Consider the following 16,957-nt stretch of genomic DNA (forward strand, 5'->3'; position numbering starts at 1 on the left):
CCCGTCCCTGGGGGCTCCGGTGACTATCCACCGCCCTGTGACCCCGGTCACCCTTGCGTTCATATCGTTCACGGGTGCTTTCCGGCCGCTGGGAGAGGTTCGCTCCGGCGAGGCAGACTGAGGGCCATGCGCCTCCCCCGTACCCGCCCCCGGACCCTGGCCGGGCAGCTCTTCGCCATGCAGGTCGTGCTCATCGCCGCGGTGGTGGCCGGGTGCGCGGTCTTCGCGTACGTCTCCGGCTCCGCGCAGGCGGAGCAGACGGCGACCCGGCAGGTGCGGGCGGCGGCCGTCGCGGTGGCCGATTCCCCCTCCGTACGGGAGGCCATCCGTACCCCGGACCCCTCCGCCGCACTCCAGCCGTACGCGGAGCAGGTGCGCCGGGACACCCAGATCGCCTTCGTCACGATCATGGACACCGAGCGGCGGCGGTGGACGCACCCCGACGCGTCGCTGATCGGCGAGACCTTCCTCGGCCACACCGAGGAGGCGCTCGCCGGGGCCACCTTCACCGAGACGTACACCGGCACGCTCGGCCCCTCGATACGGGTGGTGACCCCGGTCCGCGACGGCGAGGAGATCATCGGACTGGTCAGCGCGGGCATCACGGTGGACCGGGTCTCCTCGCAGGTACGCGAACAGCTCGGCGCCCTCGCGCTGGCGGCGGGCGGGGCGCTGGCGCTCGGCGGGATCGGCACGTACGTCATCAACGCCCGGCTGCGGCGCCACACCCACGGGATGAACGCGGCCGAGCTGAGCCGGCTGCACGACTACCACCAGGCCACCCTGCACGCGGTGCGCGAGGGGCTGCTGATGCTGGACGGGCAGCGCAGGATCGCGCTGGTCAACGACGCCGGGCGGGAGCTGCTGGGCATCGCCCCGGAGGCGGAGGCGCTCGGCCGGACCGTGGACGAGCTGGCCCTGCCCGCGCCGTTGACCGGGGCGCTGCTGGCCTCGGAGGCGCGGGTGGACGAGCTGCACCTGACGGCGGAGCGGGTGGTCGTCGTCAACACCCGTCCGGTGGTGGGCGGAGAACGGCGCGGCACGGTGGTGACCCTGCGGGACCACACCGAGCTCCAGGCGCTCACCGGTGAGCTGGACTCCGAGCGCGGCTTCACCCAGGCGCTGCGCTCGCAGGCCCACGAGGCCGCGAACCGGCTGCACACGGTGGTGTCGCTGATCGAGCTGGGCCGGGTGGAGGAGGCGGTGGACTTCGCGACGGCGGAGCTGGAGCTGGCCCAGGTGCTGACCGACCGGGTGGTGGGCGCGGTCGAGGAGCCGGTGCTGGCCGCGCTGCTGCTGGGCAAGGCGGCCCAGGCGAACGAGCGCGGGGTGGAGCTGGATCTCGCCGAGGACAGTCTGATCGACGACGGGGCGCTGCCTCCCTCGCTGGCCCACCGCGATCTGGTGACGATCCTCGGCAATCTGATCGACAACGCGGTGGACGCGGCCTCGGAGGGCGAATCCGTGGGGGCGGTCCCGGCGCAGCGTACGGCTTCGCAGGGAGGCGGGCGGGCCCGGGTCACCGTGACCGCCCTCGCCGACGACCGGGAGCTGCTGCTGCGGGTCTCCGACACCGGGGCGGGCATCGGCCCCGAGGAGGCGGACGAGGTGTTCCGGCGCGGCTGGTCCACGCATGGGGCGGGGCGCGGGCTCGGCCTCGCGCTGGTGCGCCAGGCGGCGCACCGCAACGGCGGGTCGGTGGAGCTGGACCGGGCGCCGGAGGGCGGGGCGCGGTTCACGGTGCGGTTGCCGCTCGGGGACCGTACGACTGCCGCTCGCGCGAAGGAGGTGACCGCGTGATCCGGGTCCTGGTGGTGGAGGACGATCCGGTGGCCGCCGACGCGCACCGGATGTACGTGGGGCGGGTCGCCGGCTTCACCGTGGCCGCGGTGGCCCACACCCGGGCGGAGGCCGTGCGGGTGCTGGAGCGCACCCCGGTGGACCTGCTGCTGCTCGACCTCTACCTCCCCGACGGGCACGGGCTCGGGCTGCTGCGGTCGCTGCGGGCCGCCGGGCACGGGGCGGACGTGATCGCGGTGACCTCGGCGCGGGACCTCGCGGTGGTGCGGGAGGGGGTGTCGCTGGGGGTCGTCCAGTACGTCCTGAAGCCGTTCACCTACCCCACACTGCGGGACCGGCTGGTGCGGTACGCGGAGTTCCGGGGTGCCGCGGGTGAGGCCAGCGGGCAGGAGGAGGTGGACCGGGCGCTGGGCGCGCTGCGGGTCGCCCAGCCGGCCGCTCTGCCGAAGGGGCTCAGCGGGCCGACCCTGGAGGCGGTGACCCGGGTCCTGCGGGAGTCCGCGGAGGGGGTGACGGCGGCGGCCGCCGGGGAGCGTCTCGGGATCTCGCGGATCACCGCGCGCCGCTATCTGGAGCATCTGGTGACCGTGGGGAGCGCGGCGCGGCGTCCACATTATGGGCAGGTCGGCCGACCGGAGCTCCACTACCGCTGGCTGGCCGGAGGCCGCTGAGCCCCGGCCGCCGACGCATGCGGCAAGCGCTTGCCGCATGGGCGCACGGAGGTGCCCGGGTGGCGCTACCGGCGGTAGGGAAAGCGCTGGTAGGACGCTTGACTGCGTACCGCCCGCCCGGTTCGCGCTAGGAGGTTCGTACGAAGCGTGTTCTGTGCGGGACAGACCGTAGCCAACTGCGACACGGGCTTCTACGGTGGGGCCGTGCACCCCACCCCGCCCTTCAACGCCCCCGCCGCGCGCCGACTCCGTGAGGCACTGGGGATGGCTCCCGGCCATGTCGCCTACGGCCTCGCCGCCCAGTACGGGCTCCGGATACCCGCCGAGACCGTCGTCGCCTGGGAACGCGGTCTCGCGACCCCCGGCGAACGTGAGCTGACCGCCCTGGCCGGTGTCCTCTGGTGCGCCCCGGGCGAGCTGCTGGCCGCCGCCTCCACCCTGCGCGAGCACCGGATGAGCCGGGAGCTCTCGGTGGACGACCTGGCGCGGCAGCTCGGGATGACCGGGGCCTCGTACCTGCGGATGGAGGAGGCGGGGCGCTGGAAGGGGAACGAGCGGCAGTCCGCCGCGCTGAGCCGGGCGCTCGGCCTTTCACCGGCCCAGTTCCTCACGGCGACGGGCCGCGACGAGGAGCTGGCCGAGCTGCTGACGAGTGCGGTCACGACGCGCTGGCAGGCGTACGTCCGTCCGGTGGCGAAGATCGTCCCGCTGGACCGGGCCCGGATCCAGGACGTCCTGGAACAGCTGCACGCCGACTACCAGGCCCTGATGGTCTCCACCCTGAGCTGGAGCAGCACGGGCCAGGAACGGTCCGCGACTACGGGCGACGCGGGACGGGCGTTCCTGGCCCGGGTGGTGGACCAGTTCTGGCGGACGGCCGGGGTGTGAACCCCGTACCGCTCTAGAACACCGACTCCGCCTCGTACATCCGGTCCACCGGGACCGTCTTCAGCCGCGTGACCGCGTCCGCGAGCGGCACCATGGCGATGTCGTTGCCGCGCAGGGCGGTCATCCGGCCGAAGTCGCCGCGGTGGACGGCCTCCACCGCGTTCCAGCCGAAGCGGGTGGCGAGGACCCGGTCGTACGCGGTGGGCGTGCCGCCGCGCTGGACGTGGCCGAGAATGACCGGCCGGGCCTCCTTGCCGAGCCGGGTCTCCAGCTCGACGGCGAGGCGGTTGCCGATGCCCTGGAAGCGCTCGTGGCCGTACTGGTCGATGGCGCCCTTGGCGTACGGCATGGAGCCCTCGGCCGGGTGCGCGCCCTCGGCGACGCAGATGACGGCGAACTTCTTGCCACGGGCGAACCGCTCCTCGACCATCTTGACCAGGTCGTCGACCTGGAAGGGGCGCTCGGGCAGACAGATGCCGTGGGCGCCGCCGGCCATCCCGGACTCCAGCGCGATCCAGCCCGCGTGGCGGCCCATGACCTCGACGACCATCACCCGCTGGTGGGACTCGGCGGTCGTCTTGAGACGGTCTATGGCCTCGGTCGCGACGCCGACGGCCGTGTCGAAACCGAAGGTCCGGTCGGTGGCGGAGATGTCGTTGTCGATGGTCTTCGGGACGCCGACGACCGGCATGCCCGCGTCGGAGAGCATCCGGGCCGCGGTGAGCGTGCCCTCGCCGCCGATCGGGATGAGCGCGTCCAGGTCGTAACGGCGGGCCAGCTCCTCGCAGTTCTCGGCGGCCTCGCGCAGGCGGTCGCGCTCCAGGCGGGCCGAGCCGAGGATGGTGCCGCCGCGGGCGAGGATGCCGCTGACCGCGTTGAGGTCGAGGGGGCGGACGTGGCCGTCGAGCAGCCCTTTGAAGCCGTCCTCGAAGCCGATGACCTCGTCGCCGTGGCCCACGACGGCCCGGTGGACGACCGACCGGATCACTGCGTTCAGGCCGGGGCAGTCGCCGCCCGCGGTGAGAATTCCGATGCGCATCGAGGTGTGTCTCCTGCTCGTTAGTGCCGCGCTTCCCGGGGTCCGGCTGAGGCGGCCCCCGTGTGCCCTGAACCATGTCGATTGTCCCACGCCGGGCGCGCGCACCGCGTTGTGGCCGGGCGGAGCGCACCAGTGGGTAGGAGGGATCCGGGGGCCGGAACCTCCGGCGGGCGGTATAGCGGCCCGCGCAGGTATCGTCAAGAGGCAATGCAGGCCAATGGCCGCACCCCTCGGAGCGCCGGGGACAGCGCGGGGAGGATCCCCCACGTCCTGGACGGACCGCGGGCCGCGGCACCGCACAACGACGGGAGAGCACGCGTGGCGCGCAGCGTGTACGTGACCGGGATCGACCGGGGGGACGGCCGGCAGGTCGTCGAGCTGGGAGTCATGGAACTACTGACGCGTCAGGTGGACCGGGTCGGCGTCTTCCGTCCGCTGGTCCACGACGGGCCCGACCGGCTCTACGAGCTGCTGCGGGCCCGCTACCGGCTCTCCCAGAGCCCCTCGTCCGTCTACGGGCTGGACTACCACGAGGCCTCCACCGTGCAGGCGGAGAAGGGGACCGACGAGCTGGTCTCACGGCTGGTCGAGCGCTTCCACCAGGTGGCCCGGGAGTACGAGGTGGTCCTCGTCCTCGGCAGCGACTTCGCCGCCACCCAGCTCCCCGACGAGCTGGCGCTCAACGCGCGCCTCGCCAACGAGTTCGGCGCCTCGGTGATCGCGGTCGTCGGCGGCAAGGGGCAGACCGCGGAGTCCGTCCGCGCCGAGACCCGTAACGCCTACCGCGCCTACGCCGGCCTCGGCTGCGACGTGCTGGCGATGGTGGTGAACCGGGTCGCTCCCGAGGACCGGACGGTGATGGCGGAGCGGCTGACGGCCCGGCTGCCGGTGCCCGTCTCCGTACTGCCGGACGACCCGGCGCTCTCCGCCCCCACGGTCGCCCAGATCACCGCGGCCCTGGACGGCACGGTGCTGCTCGGCGACGACGCGGGCCTCGCGCGGGACGCGCTGGACTTCGTCTTCGGCGGGGCGATGCTGCCGAACCTTCTGAACGCGCTGACGCCCGGCTGCATGGTGGTGACGCCCGGGGACCGGTCCGACCTGGTGGTGGGTTCGCTGGCCGCGCACAGCGCCGGGACCCCGCCCATCGCAGGCATCCTGCTGACCCTGAACGAGCGCCCCGGCGAGGAGATACTCACCCTGGCCGCCCGGCTCGCGCCGGGGACCCCGGTCGTCTCGGTGGCCGGCGGCTCCTTCCCCACGGCGGCGGAACTCTTCACCCTCGAAGGGAAGTTGAACGCGGCGACGCCCCGCAAGGCGGAGACCGCGCTCGGCCTCTTCGAGCGCCATGTCGACACCGGCGCCCTGCTGGAGCGGATCTCGGTGGCCCGCAGCGGCCGGGTCACGCCGATGATGTTCGAGCACGAACTGCTGGAGCAGGCCCGCTCCGACCGCAAGCGCGTGGTCCTGCCCGAGGGCGGCGAGGAGCGGGTGCTGCGCGCGGCGGACGTCCTGCTGCGGCGCGACGTCTGCGACCTCACCCTCCTGGGCGATGTGGACACGATCCGCAAGAAGGCCGCCGACCTCGGCATCGACCTCGCCGAGACCCAGATCATCGACCCTCACACCTCCGAGCTGCGCCAGGCGTTCGCCGAGCGGTACGCGCAGCTGCGCGCGCACCGCGGGGTGACGGTGGAGCTGGCGTACGACGTGGTGGCGGACGTGAACTACTTCGGCACCCTGATGGTGCAGGAGGGGCTGGCCGACGGGATGGTCTCCGGGTCGGTGCACTCCACGGCGGCCACCATCCGCCCGGCCTTCGAGATCATCAAGACCAAGCCGGACGCCTCGATCGTCTCCTCGGTCTTCTTCATGTGCCTGGCCGACAAGGTGCTCGTCTACGGCGACTGCGCGGTCAACCCGGACCCGAACGCCGAACAGCTCGCGGACATCGCGGTGCAGTCGGCGGTGACTGCGGCCCGCTTCGGCGTCGAGCCCCGGATCGCGATGCTCTCGTACTCCACCGGGACCTCCGGCTCCGGCGCGGACGTCGACAAGGTGCGCGAGGCGACCGCGCGGGTGCGGGCCGAGCGGCCCGAGCTGAGGGTGGAGGGGCCGATCCAGTACGACGCGGCGGTCGAGCCGTCCGTCGCGGCGACGAAGCTGCCGGAGTCGGAGGTGGCCGGGCAGGCCACCGTGCTGATCTTCCCGGACCTGAACACCGGCAACAACACCTACAAGGCCGTGCAGCGTTCGGCGGGCGCGGTGGCGGTCGGCCCGGTGCTCCAGGGTCTGCGCAAGCCGGTCAACGACCTCTCCCGGGGCGCGCTGGTCCAGGACATCGTCAACACGGTGGCGATCACGGCGATCCAGGCGCAGGGCGAGGAGCGCCCCGCATGACGACTTCCCCCGTTCCCGACCACGAAAGCACGGCACCCCCTGTGGAACCGCACCGCGTCCTCGTCCTCAACTCCGGCTCCTCCTCGGTGAAGTACCAGCTCCTGGACATGCGCGACCGCTCGCGGCTCGCCTCCGGTCTGGTCGAGCGGATCGGCGAGGAGACCTCGCGCCTGGTGCACACCCCGCTGGCCGGCGGCGGTGCCGAGCCCCGGGAGCGTACGGGCCGGATCGCGGACCACGACGCGGCGCTCAAGGCGGCGGCCGAGGAGCTGGCGGCGGACGGGCTCGGCCTGGACTCCCCCGAACTCGCGGCGATCGGGCACCGGGTGGTGCACGGCGGGCTGAAGTTCAGCGCGCCGACCGTGATCACCGGCGAGGTGCTCAAGGAGATCGAGCGCCTCGTCCCGGTCGCCCCGCTGCACAACCCGGCCAACATCACCGGCATCCGTACGGCGCAGGCGCTGCGCCCGGACCTGCCGCAGGTCGCCGTCTTCGACACGGCGTTCCACACGACGATGCCGGAGTCGGCGGCCCGGTACGCGATCGACGTGGAGACCGCCGACGCGCACCGCATCCGCCGCTACGGCTTCCACGGCACCTCGCACGCGTACGTCTCCCGGAAGACGGCCGAGCTGCTCGGCAAGGCGCCCGAGGACGTCAACGTCATCGTGCTGCACCTGGGCAACGGGGCCTCCGCCTCGGCGGTCGCGGGCGGGCGGTGTGTGGAGACGTCCATGGGGCTGACCCCTCTGGAAGGGCTCGTGATGGGTACGCGCTCCGGGGACATCGATCCGGCGGTCGTCTTCCACCTGAAGCGGGTGGCGGGCATGTCGACGGACGAGGTCGACGTCCTGCTGAACAAGCGGAGCGGGCTGGTCGGGCTCTGCGGAGACAACGACATGCGGGAGATCCGCCGCCGGATCGAGGAGGGCGACGCGCAGGCCGCGCTCGCCTTCGACATCTACATCCACCGGTTGAAGAAGTACATCGGCGCGTACGCGGCGGTGCTCGGCCGGGTGGACGCGGTGGCGTTCACGGCGGGGGTCGGGGAGAACTCGGCCCCGGTGCGGGAGGCTGCCATCGCGGGTCTGGAGGAGTTCGGTCTCGCGGTGGACGCCGGCCTCAACGCCGTACGGTCCGGTGAGCCGCGGCTGATCTCTCCGGGGTACGCACGGGTCGCGGTCGCCGTGGTGCCGACGGACGAGGAGCTGGAGATCGCCGGCCAGACGTTCGCGCTCGTCGGGAGTGCCCAGTCCCCGGACCTCGGAGAGGTCGACAACTGAGCACCCCCGCGCCCCTTTGTATCTTCCACCAGACGGAATATTCCGCAGCGAAACAAACCGATAGGATCCACCCCATGCGCCGTTCCAAAATCGTCTGCACCCTCGGTCCCGCCGTCGACTCCCACGAGCAGCTCGTCGCTCTGATCGAGGCCGGCATGAGCGTGGCCCGTTTCAACTTCAGTCACGGAACCCACGAGGAACACCAGGGCCGGTACGACCGTGTCCGCGAGGCGGCCGCCGAGACCGGCCGCGCGGTGGGCGTGCTCGCCGACCTCCAGGGCCCGAAGATCCGGCTGGCGAAGTTCGCCGAGGGCCCGGTCGAGCTGGTCCGCGGGGACGAGTTCACCATCACCTCCGAGGACGTCCCCGGCGACAAGTCGATCTGCGGCACGACCTACAAGGGTCTGCCCGGCGACGTCACCAAGGGCGACCCGATCCTGATCAACGACGGCAACGTCGAGCTGAAGGTCATCGAGGTCGTCGGCCCCCGGGTCAAGACCATCGTCATCGAGGGCGGTGTCATCTCCGACCACAAGGGCATCAACCTGCCCGGCGCGGCGGTGAACGTGCCGGCCCTCTCCGAGAAGGACATCGAGGACCTGCGCTTCGCGCTGAGGATGGGCTGCGACCTGGTCGCCCTCTCCTTCGTCCGGGACGCCGAAGACGTCAAGGACGTCCACAAGGTGATGGACGAGGAGGGCCGCCGGGTCCCCGTCATCGCCAAGGTGGAGAAGCCGCAGGCGGTCGAGCACATGGAGGGCGTCGTCATGGCGTTCGACGGTGTGATGGTGGCCCGCGGTGACCTGGCGGTGGAGTACCCGCTGGAGAAGGTCCCGATGGTGCAGAAGCGCCTCATCGAGCTGTGCCGCCGCAACGCCAAGCCGGTGATCGTGGCGACCCAGATGATGGAGTCGATGATCACCAACTCGCGGCCGACCCGCGCCGAGGCGTCCGACGTCGCGAACGCGATCCTGGACGGCGCGGACGCGGTCATGCTGTCCGCCGAGTCGTCGGTGGGCGCGTACCCGATCGAGACGGTCAAGACGATGTCGAAGATCGTCTGCGCCGCCGAGGAGGAGCTGCTCTCCAAGGGCCTCCAGCCGCTGGTCCCGGGCAAGAAGCCCCGTACGCAGGGCGGCTCGGTGGCCCGCGCGGCCTGCGAGATCGCGGACTTCCTGGACGGCAAGGCCCTGGTCGCCTTCACCCAGTCCGGCGACACCGCCCGCCGCCTCTCCCGCTACCGTGTGGCCCAGCCGATCCTGGCCTTCACCACGGACGAGGGCACCCGCAACCAGCTGGCCCTGAGCTGGGGCGTCGAGTCGCACGTGGTCCCGCACGCGGACACCACCGACGCGATGGTCGACCTGGTCGACGCGGAGCTGCTCAAGCTCAACCGCTACAACAACGGCGACACGATGATCATCACGGCCGGTTCGCCCCCCGGCATCCCCGGCACCACGAACATGGTCCGGGTGCACCACCTGGGCGGCGAGCAGGGCTAGGGTCTTTCGGTTTGGATCAGGCCGGACCCCGCGAGCCCGGCACGAGCCAAACGAGAGGCCCTGGTCCCGCAAGCTGATCAACCTCAAAGGGGCGGTGTTCCGGAACGATCCGGAGCACCGCCCCTCGGTGTTCGCGCTGTGCCGCTCAGGTCGTACGGGCGAAGTCGCCGCCGACCTCGTACGTCGTCCCGTCGGCGGTCCTGGCCGTGGCCCGGTAGGTGTCCGGCGCGGCGTCGCGGCCGCCCGGGGCGTGGTCGTACTGCCCGGCGAAGACATGTGTCCCGGCGGGGATGGTGCGGCCTGCCTTGAGCGTCCAGCGGTGGACGAGGACGCCGTCCCGCTCGCGTACGGAGAGGTCGAAGTCCCCGTCCGGCCGGGTCTGCCAGGTGCCGGTGGAGCGGACCTGGCCGGTCTGCGGCACGAGGAGTTCCACGGTGAGCGCGGTGAGCGGCTCCTGGGACTTGAGCGTGACCTCGCTCTGGGCCCAGTCCGGGTTGTCCTCGGGGGCGACGGAGCCGTCCGCCCAGAGGGGCCCGTCGGTGGTGGAGAGGCCCCCGCCGCCGGGTGCGGGCGGGCGGTCCTCGTCGGTCCGGGACGGGGTGCCGCCGACCGTCGGGGTGGGCGGCCCGGCAGGCGGCTCCGGTGCCTTGGAGGGCGTGGGAGCCGTCGTGTCGGGGCTGCCGGTCGGGGCCGGGGGTGACGGGGCGGGGGCGGAGGGCCGGGGCGCGGGCGTGGCCCGCTCCTCGGGTGGTTCCTCCTGTACGACGGACGAACCCGGTGCGTCGTCGGGCCCCTGGACCACCGAGGCCACGGCGAAGCCGCCGACCACGCACGCCCCGGCGGCGGCGAACCCGACGAGGGCCACCCTCGGCCAGGCGAAACGGGTCCGGCGGGCGGGGGCGCCCCGGGTATCCGGCCTCGCCCGCTCGATGCGGGCGAGCATCCGGGCCCGGTCCGGCTCGTGCGACCGGGCCGCCTCCCGCAGCTCCCTGGGCAGGTCGCTCATCGTTCTCCCCTTCCCGCGAGTTCGAGCGAGGTCCGGCCGCCCAGCAGCCGTTCGAGCTCAGCCATCCCCTTGGAGGTCTGGCTCTTGACCGTGCCGACGGATATCCCGAGGGCCAGGGCGGTGTCCTTCTCCGACAGGTCGAACGCGTGCCGCAGCACGACACACGCCCGCTTGCGGAAGGGCAGTCCCCCCAGCGCCTGCCGCACGTCCAGGACAGCCGCCACGTCCGGACCCTCCGTCGGGTCGCCGCGCCGGGACCAGAAGAGCGCCACGCGGTGGCGTTCGCGTACGGCCGCGCGGATGCGGCTGCGGGCCATGTTGGCGACGACCCCGCGGGCGTACGCGACGGGGTGCTCGGCCGCACGGACCCGGTCCCAGCGGTCCCAGAGCGCCACCAGCGCGTCCGCCGCGAGGTCGTCGGCGGCGGCCGCGTCGCCCGTCAGCAGGTGGGCGAGGCGGGCGAGTTCGGCGTAGTGGCGGTCGAAGAAGTCATGGAACTCCGCGGACGCTTCGTCAGCCATGCCCGAAACCCTCCCTCGTACGTGCGGATCGCTGCCTATTTCGCCTACTTCATCCCCGCGCCGACGTCCGGGGTGCCGGTGACCAGGAAGGTGGTCGCCGGGAGGGAGCCGTCGGCCCGGCGGGGCCCGTACGCGGTGGTGGGATCGGTGGGCAGGCCCGCGGGGAGCGCCTGCCCGGCGTCCCAGGTGTTGGCGGCCGAGACGACGCGCTTGCCGAGCTTCGCCGCGCCGGTCGCATTGTCCACCGCGAGGTTACGGGAGAGGCGGGCGGGCGAGGAGGCGAAGTAGTAGCCGGAGGCGTCGTTGGCGTAGGCGGTGTTGCGGTGGAGCCGCAGGGCGCCGGGGTTGCTGTTCTCCGTGAAGCCGTGCTTGCTGTTGTCCCAGGCGGCGTTGCCGGTGACGACGTGTGCGGCGCTGGCCCCGCCGCCGCCCAGCTTGAAGCCGTTCCCGTTGCCCTCGAAGGCGGAGTCGTTCCAGCGGTTGACCCCGTTCCCGTACGCCCAACTGCGCTCGATCCGGACGGGGCTGGCCCACTGCCAGAGGTCGATGCCGTCGTCGGCGTTGTTGTAGAGGCGCGCGCCGATGACCTTGTTGCCGGTGCCGGAGCCGAACTTGATGGCGAGCCCGTCGGCGTTCTGGCCGTGGTTCTTGGCGTCGTAGTTGCCGTACGAGTCCAGGTTCTCGATCAGGTTGTCCGTCGTGCCCTCACCGCGCAGCGTGAAGCCGGAGTCGCCGTGGCCGTGGGTGGTGAGGTTGCGGAAGATCCCGCCGGTGGACGAGGTCACGACGACCCCATGGGCGTGGGAGTTGCGGAACGTCAGGCCGGACAGGGTCCAGTGGTCGCCGCCTATCGCGACCAGCCACTCCCCCTTCGGTAGCTTGGACCCGTCGACGACCGCCTTCTCCGTCCCGTGGGCGGTGACGGTGATCCGGCGCTGCGCGGTCCCGTTCACCTGGCTCTTGAGGCTCTTGGCGGGGTGGTACGTACCACCCCGCAGCTGGATGGTGGTGCCGGGGACGGCGGCGGCGAACGCCTTCTCCAGCTGGGCCGTGGAGGAGACGACGACGGTCTCGGCGGCACTGGCGTCATCGGGGGCCGTGGCCGCCCAGACGCCCGCGCCCCCCGCGGCCACGGCGACGGCCACGGCGGCCGAGAGCGTACGGGTCCTGCGGTGGCGTCCTCTGCTGGTGTTCACGTGGGGTGGTCCTTCGCTCGGTCGGGTCGGCTTGGGTCGGCGGGGCGGTGCCCCACCCACGCCACCCAGTCGCCGCCGCTCGCGAAAAGGTTGCCGGGGCATGACAGAAAAAACAGAACAGCCGCACGATGCCGATGGCCCGCCCCCTCGGTTCAAGGAGGCGGGCCATCGGCTGTGCGGCTCCCGGACGGGATCAGGTGGCGGCGGCTAGTTCCTGCCGCCCTCCAGGTAGTTCTGCAGGCCCGGGACCCTGAGCGAGCCGCCGAACTGGCCGGCCTGGACGACCTTGACCTTGGTGAAGAAGGCGAAGGGCACGTTCAGGGGCGGCGGGGTCTGCGGGTTGAAGGTGATCGGGATGAGGCCGAAGAGGTTGCCCTTCAGCTCCTCCGTGTACATCGTCACCGTGCCGTTGCGGATGGTCGACGTGGAGCCCGGACGCGACTTCACGTGGCCTGTCGTGCCCGCCGGGCCGGTGGTGAGCTGGTGCAGGTCCTTGATGTCGATGGAGCTCGCGGTGAACTTCAGCACCTTCTTGATGCTGCCGTCCGCCTTCTTCACCTCGACGATGCCCTTGTAGTCCAGGCCGTTGAGCGTGAGCAGCGAGGACTCCAGGATCCACGGGTCGGCCGGGAGCAGCGGGATGCCGGGCTCCAGGGACGCGGCGGCGAGGGCTTCCGGGTCGGGTTCGGGGCAGGGGAAGCGCGGCTTGGCGCCGTCGGGGATGTCCTCGTCCTTCCTGGGGTCGAGTCCCTTGACGTCGTCGTCGAGCTCCTTGACGTCCTTGCCCGCCTTCTCGGCGGCCTCGCGGATCGCGTCGGCCGTCCGGTCGGCTTCTTGCTTCGCCTGGTCGGAGGCGTCGTTGGCGGGGTCGTTCGCCTCGTCCTTCTCCGTGCCCTTCTCCGGAGCCTTCGGCTCGTCGGCCGGCTTCGGGGAGTCGGCCGTGGGGCTCGGGGACGGGCTCGCCGTCTCCTCGGGCTTCTCCTCGGCGCCGTCCGTGCCCTTGTCCGGGTCGAAGAGGTCCTTGAGGGCGTCGCCCAGGCCCAGCGGGTCGAGCGGGTTCTTCGACTCCGTGGGCGTCGGGGTGGGGCTCGGCTCCTCGGCGGGCTTCTCGTCGGCCGTGCCGGGCTTCCGCCCCGCGTCGGGCTTCTCGTCGGCCGCCGGGTCCTCGGTGGCCGTGCCGCTCTCCGTGGGCTTCGGGGTGGCGCCGTCGTCCTGGCCCGGCCGCTCGCCCTTGTCCGGCTCGTCCGTGGGCGTCGCCGACGGGGTCGGGGTGGCCTTCGGGGATTCGGACGCGGACGGGTCGGGCTCGTCGGACCGGGAGACGCAGGGGCCCGGGGCGAAGGGGATGTCGGGGTTGCCGTCGGCCATGGCGAGCTTGGGCGTGAGGCCCATGCCGACGAAGACGGCGGTCGGCATCGCGGCGAGCGCGAAGGCCTTCTTGCCGTTCGGCATGTGCAGCTTGGTCAGCAGCGACTTCTTGGGGGCCGCGTGGCGGGGGCCCTTGCGCTCGCGCAGGCCGTCCTCGGCATACGCGTTCGCCTGCTGTTGCTCGTCACCCCGCACGGTGTGTCCCCCCGTCGTAGCCGGAGGGCGTGTCGTGGTCGCCCGCCGGCTGCCGCGGAACGGCCGCGCCGTGCAGGGCGCCCCTGGGGGCGTACCCGCTCTCCGGCTGCTGCTTGTCCAGGGACAACGGGGCGTCCCGCGGGTCCGCTTCGTCCGCCTGCGGCTCGCCCGGCGCCCAGGAGATGGACAGGGCTCCGCCGATGAGCGCGAGGAGGAATCCGATGACGAAGCCGCCGATGTTGGCGACGGGTATGGAGATCAGCGCGAGCAGAATGGCCGCGACCCCGGCGAAGACCCGGACGATGCTGTGGAACCACATCGTCAGGCCCAGCGTGATCAGCAGGACCCCGATGATGAGGGATCCGGCGCCGGCGGTGGTGGACATCGCCAGCGTCATGTTGCCGAGGTGGAGATCGGCGTACGGGAAGTAGGCGATGGGAGCACCGCCCAGCATGGTGAACAGACCCGCCCAGAACGGCCGGTTACCCCGCCAGGTACGGAATCCCCGCCGGTAGACGGTGAGGTTGTGCTCGTTCTGCCCTGTGGACTCGGGGCTCATGGAAAACAGCTCCCTGGAACCGGTACTGCTGTGAGAGGAGAAAGGGTGGGCGGCCGGAAAGCCCCGCCGGGGCGCCCCGGCCACCCGGGCGAGTGCTTAGAAGCACTCCTTGACGCCCTTGTGCAGCTTCAGGCTCAGGTTGCTGAGCTTGAAGGTGCCGGCGGTGGTCGCCCACGCCGTCTGCTTCACGTCGGTCAGGGTGGCCTTCTTGGCCCGCTGCGCGAAACCGTTGGGGTTGACCCCCTTCTCGGTCCCGGGCTGGATGCCGGGCGCACCGACGGAACCGGCCGCGACACCGATGTCGATGTTCTCGAAGTAGGCGTCGGTGTCGAGCTGTGCGACGTCCAGGTAGAGGTTGGTCGCCACGACCGGGTTCTCCGGGTTCGTGCCGGCCCTCAGCTGCAGGCTGACGCTGCCGATACCGAAAGGCACCTCCGGCGTGACCACCGACTGGCACATGTTGTTGATCGTGGCCTTGCTGAAGCCCGAGACCGCGACCGGGTGCGCGGCTTCCTTGCCCTTGAGGTCGGTGCCGACCGCGACGCTGCCGTACTGGACGAAGTCCTCGCCCACCAGCTTGTCGGTCCGGACCTTGAAGCTCTGGCCGGACACGGCGAAGGACGCGGCCAGCGCACCCTGCGCGAGCCCGACGCCCACCGCTGCGGTCGCGACGACGCTCGGCACCATGACCAGGGCGAAACGCTTCCATCTCGTCCCACCGCGAACCTGGGAACTCATAACTTGCTCCTTCTTCTCGGACGTACATCTCCGGGCGGGCGTGAAACCCGTCCTGGGATGGGAGAAGTGCTACGTCCTCGGGAAGGAGAGCGCCCGCAGGCGGAGGCATGTACCGCACCCGCCGCACCGGCGTTCACCCCCGAGCGACAAACCACTGGCTGCACGGTGTGTGCAGCCGGTCGGACAGGCCCCGCCTGTCGGCGGGAACCCCCCTGTCCACGGCCGGCGCGCCACTGCCGCCGGCCCACTCGGTGGGGACCCAACAGGCCTCTCGACACCGGCTGGAGACCGGGCTGGAGGTATGGGACCGAGCGTGGCCGATCGTGGTGCATTCGGCGCCGCCGCACAAGGGGGTTCATTACTTGCCAGTAAGGACCTGATAACCGTGGCGCGACCGGACGACATCATGCGGCCACACAGGGTGGCACGAAAGGGACATCGAAATAGCGGGAAATTCGACGGAAACGGGACAGAGCGACCCAGTCGACTTACTGCCAGTAACAGCACGTCTCATTGTCAAGTTTTGGTAAAGCGGAGGTGTCTCCTAACGTGCGGACGGCAAAACGGCCGCGATACCCGAGGGGTATCACGACCGCCTTGTCACATCGGAACAATCAGCTCGCGATCAGTCCACCGTCACGCTGAGTGATCAGAACAGCACGCGCGCCAGCGCGGTGCGGGCGGCGGTGACCCGGGGGTCGTCCGGGCCGATCACCTCGAAGAGCTCCAACAGGCGCAGCCGGGCGGCGTTCCGGTCTTCGCCGGCGTTGCGGCGGACCGCCTCGACGAGCCGGCCGAAGGCGTCCTCGACGTGGCCGCCGACCAGATCCAGGTCCGCGGCGGCGAGCTGGGCGGTCACATCGCCCGGGTTGTCCGCCGCGTCCTTGCGGACCGCGTTCGGGTCCATGCTCTGGACGCGGGCGAGCAGCTCCGCCTGGGCCAGGCCGAGCTTGGCCTCCGGGTTGGCCGGGTCGTCGGTGAGCACGTTCTTGTACGCCTGCACGGCGCCGCCGAAGTCGTTGGCGTCGAGAGCGGAGGCCGCGGCCTCCAGCAGGTGGTCGTACGGGCCGGCCGGCACCTCGGCCGGGGCGGCGTCCGGCGACGCGTTCGGGTCGATGGCGATCCCGGTGAGGCCGAACCGCTCCTCGCCGACCTGGATCAGCTGGTCCAGCGTCTCGCGGATCTGGGCCTCGGGGGCCGCGCCCTGGAAGAGCGGGAGGGCCTGGCCGGCGACGACGGCGAAGACCGCCGGGATGCCCTGGATGCCGAACTGCTGCATCAGCATCTGGTTGGCGTCGACATCGACCTTCGCCAGCAGGAAGCGGCCGTTGTACTCGACGGCCAGGCGCTCCAGCAGGGGGCCCAGCTGCTTGCACGGCTCGCACCACTCGGCCCAGAAGTCGATGACGACGGGTACTTCGGCGGAGCGCTGGAGGACGTCGCGCTCGAAGCCTGCTTCATCGACGTCGATCACCAGGGCGGCGGGCGCCACGGCACCGGCGTCCCCTGTGCGGGCGGCCTGCGCACGGGCCTGCTCCGCCTTGGCCTTGGCCTCGCCGGCCGCCTTGACAGCGGCGAGGTCGACGACGCCGCTCATGGACATGTTCCTAGGCTGCATACGTACATCCTCCCCCCTGAGCACACCATTCCGGAAAGCGATGCGGGAACCGGCCGGTCCGCAGCGCCGACCGGTGTGCCGGGCGGGCGGACAGAGACGGTCCCCAGGGCCCCGAAGGACCCCGGCGGGGCTCCGAAAAGACCCCGGTGGAACAGAGACGGGCCCCTGGAAGA

At 71.8% G+C, this 16,957-nt stretch carries 14 protein-coding genes; 6 read left to right on the forward strand and 8 right to left on the reverse strand.

Features of this window, described 5'->3' with window-relative positions; all coding sequences use genetic code 11:
- Positions 1–126 precede the first annotated feature (126 nt).
- The 3 genes from AMK21_RS15370 to AMK21_RS15380 all read left to right on the forward strand — a co-directional run bounded on the left by AMK21_RS15370 (position 127) and on the right by AMK21_RS15380 (position 3,359).
- Entirely contained in the window at positions 127–1,800 is a 1,674-nt protein-coding gene (locus AMK21_RS15370; protein WP_073878211.1) for a sensor histidine kinase, read from the forward strand.
- Positions 1,797–2,471, forward strand: a complete 675-nt coding sequence (locus tag AMK21_RS15375) for a response regulator (RefSeq protein WP_073878214.1) — start codon at positions 1,797–1,799, stop codon at positions 2,469–2,471. The genes AMK21_RS15370 and AMK21_RS15375 overlap by 4 nt, the downstream gene beginning before the upstream one ends.
- A 264-nt stretch (positions 2,472–2,735) precedes the next feature.
- Positions 2,736–3,359: a helix-turn-helix domain-containing protein gene (locus tag AMK21_RS15380; RefSeq protein ID WP_073879144.1), complete on the forward strand. Its 624-nt coding sequence runs from the start codon at positions 2,736–2,738 to the stop codon at positions 3,357–3,359.
- A 13-nt stretch (positions 3,360–3,372) separates the two neighbouring features.
- Here AMK21_RS15380 and AMK21_RS15385 read toward each other — a convergent pair whose 3' ends face one another.
- Positions 3,373–4,398: an ATP-dependent 6-phosphofructokinase gene (locus tag AMK21_RS15385; protein WP_073878216.1), complete on the reverse strand. Its 1,026-nt coding sequence runs from the start codon at positions 4,396–4,398 to the stop codon at positions 3,373–3,375.
- Positions 4,399–4,716: 318 nt separating this feature from the next.
- Here AMK21_RS15385 and pta point away from each other — a divergent pair, with 318 nt between their 5' ends.
- From pta to pyk, 3 genes are all read left to right on the forward strand, one after another.
- A complete protein-coding gene (gene pta / locus AMK21_RS15390) occupies positions 4,717–6,798 on the forward strand; it encodes a phosphate acetyltransferase (RefSeq protein WP_073878219.1) in 2,082 nt (693 codons plus the stop codon).
- 41 nt (positions 6,799–6,839) lie between these two features.
- Positions 6,840–8,081: an acetate kinase gene (locus AMK21_RS15395; protein WP_199863221.1), complete on the forward strand. Its 1,242-nt coding sequence runs from the start codon at positions 6,840–6,842 to the stop codon at positions 8,079–8,081.
- Between the two features lie 74 nt (positions 8,082–8,155).
- A complete protein-coding gene (gene pyk, locus AMK21_RS15400; protein ID WP_073878223.1) occupies positions 8,156–9,583 on the forward strand; it encodes a pyruvate kinase in 1,428 nt (475 codons plus the stop codon).
- A gap of 145 nt (positions 9,584–9,728) precedes the next feature.
- On the opposite strand, the gene AMK21_RS15405 is transcribed toward pyk, so the two are convergent.
- The 7 genes from AMK21_RS15405 to AMK21_RS15440 all read right to left on the reverse strand — a co-directional run bounded on the left by AMK21_RS15405 (position 9,729) and on the right by AMK21_RS15440 (position 16,784).
- The gene (locus AMK21_RS15405; RefSeq protein ID WP_073878225.1) at positions 9,729–10,589 is read right to left on the reverse strand and encodes a hypothetical protein; all 861 of its coding nucleotides are present in this window, start codon (positions 10,587–10,589) and stop codon (positions 9,729–9,731) included.
- Entirely contained in the window at positions 10,586–11,110 is a 525-nt protein-coding gene (locus AMK21_RS15410; protein ID WP_073878227.1) for a SigE family RNA polymerase sigma factor, read from the reverse strand. Before AMK21_RS15410 ends, AMK21_RS15405 begins: the two co-directional genes overlap by 4 nt.
- A gap of 44 nt (positions 11,111–11,154) precedes the next feature.
- On the reverse strand, positions 11,155–12,306 hold the full coding sequence (locus tag AMK21_RS15415; protein WP_073878229.1) for a right-handed parallel beta-helix repeat-containing protein: 1,152 nt from the start codon (positions 12,304–12,306) through the stop codon (positions 11,155–11,157).
- A gap of 207 nt (positions 12,307–12,513) precedes the next feature.
- A complete protein-coding gene (locus tag AMK21_RS15420; RefSeq protein ID WP_073878232.1) occupies positions 12,514–13,869 on the reverse strand; it encodes a hypothetical protein in 1,356 nt (451 codons plus the stop codon).
- Positions 13,859–14,428, reverse strand: a complete 570-nt coding sequence (locus AMK21_RS15425) for a DUF6114 domain-containing protein (protein WP_073878234.1) — start codon at positions 14,426–14,428, stop codon at positions 13,859–13,861. The genes AMK21_RS15420 and AMK21_RS15425 overlap by 11 nt, the downstream gene beginning before the upstream one ends.
- Before the next feature lie 96 nt (positions 14,429–14,524).
- Positions 14,525–15,166, reverse strand: a complete 642-nt coding sequence (locus AMK21_RS15430) for a DUF6230 family protein (protein WP_073878236.1) — start codon at positions 15,164–15,166, stop codon at positions 14,525–14,527.
- A gap of 649 nt (positions 15,167–15,815) precedes the next feature.
- Entirely contained in the window at positions 15,816–16,784 is a 969-nt protein-coding gene (locus tag AMK21_RS15440; protein ID WP_073878239.1) for a tetratricopeptide repeat protein, read from the reverse strand.
- Positions 16,785–16,957: the final 173 nt, after the last annotated feature.

This window comes from Streptomyces sp. CB00316 (genome assembly GCF_001905595.1).
Taxonomy (GTDB): Bacteria; Actinomycetota; Actinomycetes; order Streptomycetales; family Streptomycetaceae; genus Streptomyces.

Coding starts and splice junctions, on each gene's coding strand:
- AMK21_RS15430 (WP_073878236.1), bottom strand. CDS start 15,166: ATGAGTTCCCAGGTTCGCGGTGGGACGAGATGGAAGCGTTTCGCCCTG.
- AMK21_RS15370 (WP_073878211.1), top strand. CDS start 127: ATGCGCCTCCCCCGTACCCGCCCCCGGACCCTGGCCGGGCAGCTCTTC.
- AMK21_RS15385 (WP_073878216.1), bottom strand. CDS start 4,398: ATGCGCATCGGAATTCTCACCGCGGGCGGCGACTGCCCCGGCCTGAAC.
- AMK21_RS15405 (WP_073878225.1), bottom strand. CDS start 10,589: ATGAGCGACCTGCCCAGGGAGCTGCGGGAGGCGGCCCGGTCGCACGAG.
- AMK21_RS15425 (WP_073878234.1), bottom strand. CDS start 14,428: ATGAGCCCCGAGTCCACAGGGCAGAACGAGCACAACCTCACCGTCTAC.
- AMK21_RS15380 (WP_073879144.1), top strand. CDS start 2,736: ATGGCTCCCGGCCATGTCGCCTACGGCCTCGCCGCCCAGTACGGGCTC.
- pyk (WP_073878223.1), top strand. CDS start 8,156: ATGCGCCGTTCCAAAATCGTCTGCACCCTCGGTCCCGCCGTCGACTCC.
- AMK21_RS15440 (WP_073878239.1), bottom strand. CDS start 16,784: ATGCAGCCTAGGAACATGTCCATGAGCGGCGTCGTCGACCTCGCCGCT.
- AMK21_RS15410 (WP_073878227.1), bottom strand. CDS start 11,110: ATGGCTGACGAAGCGTCCGCGGAGTTCCATGACTTCTTCGACCGCCAC.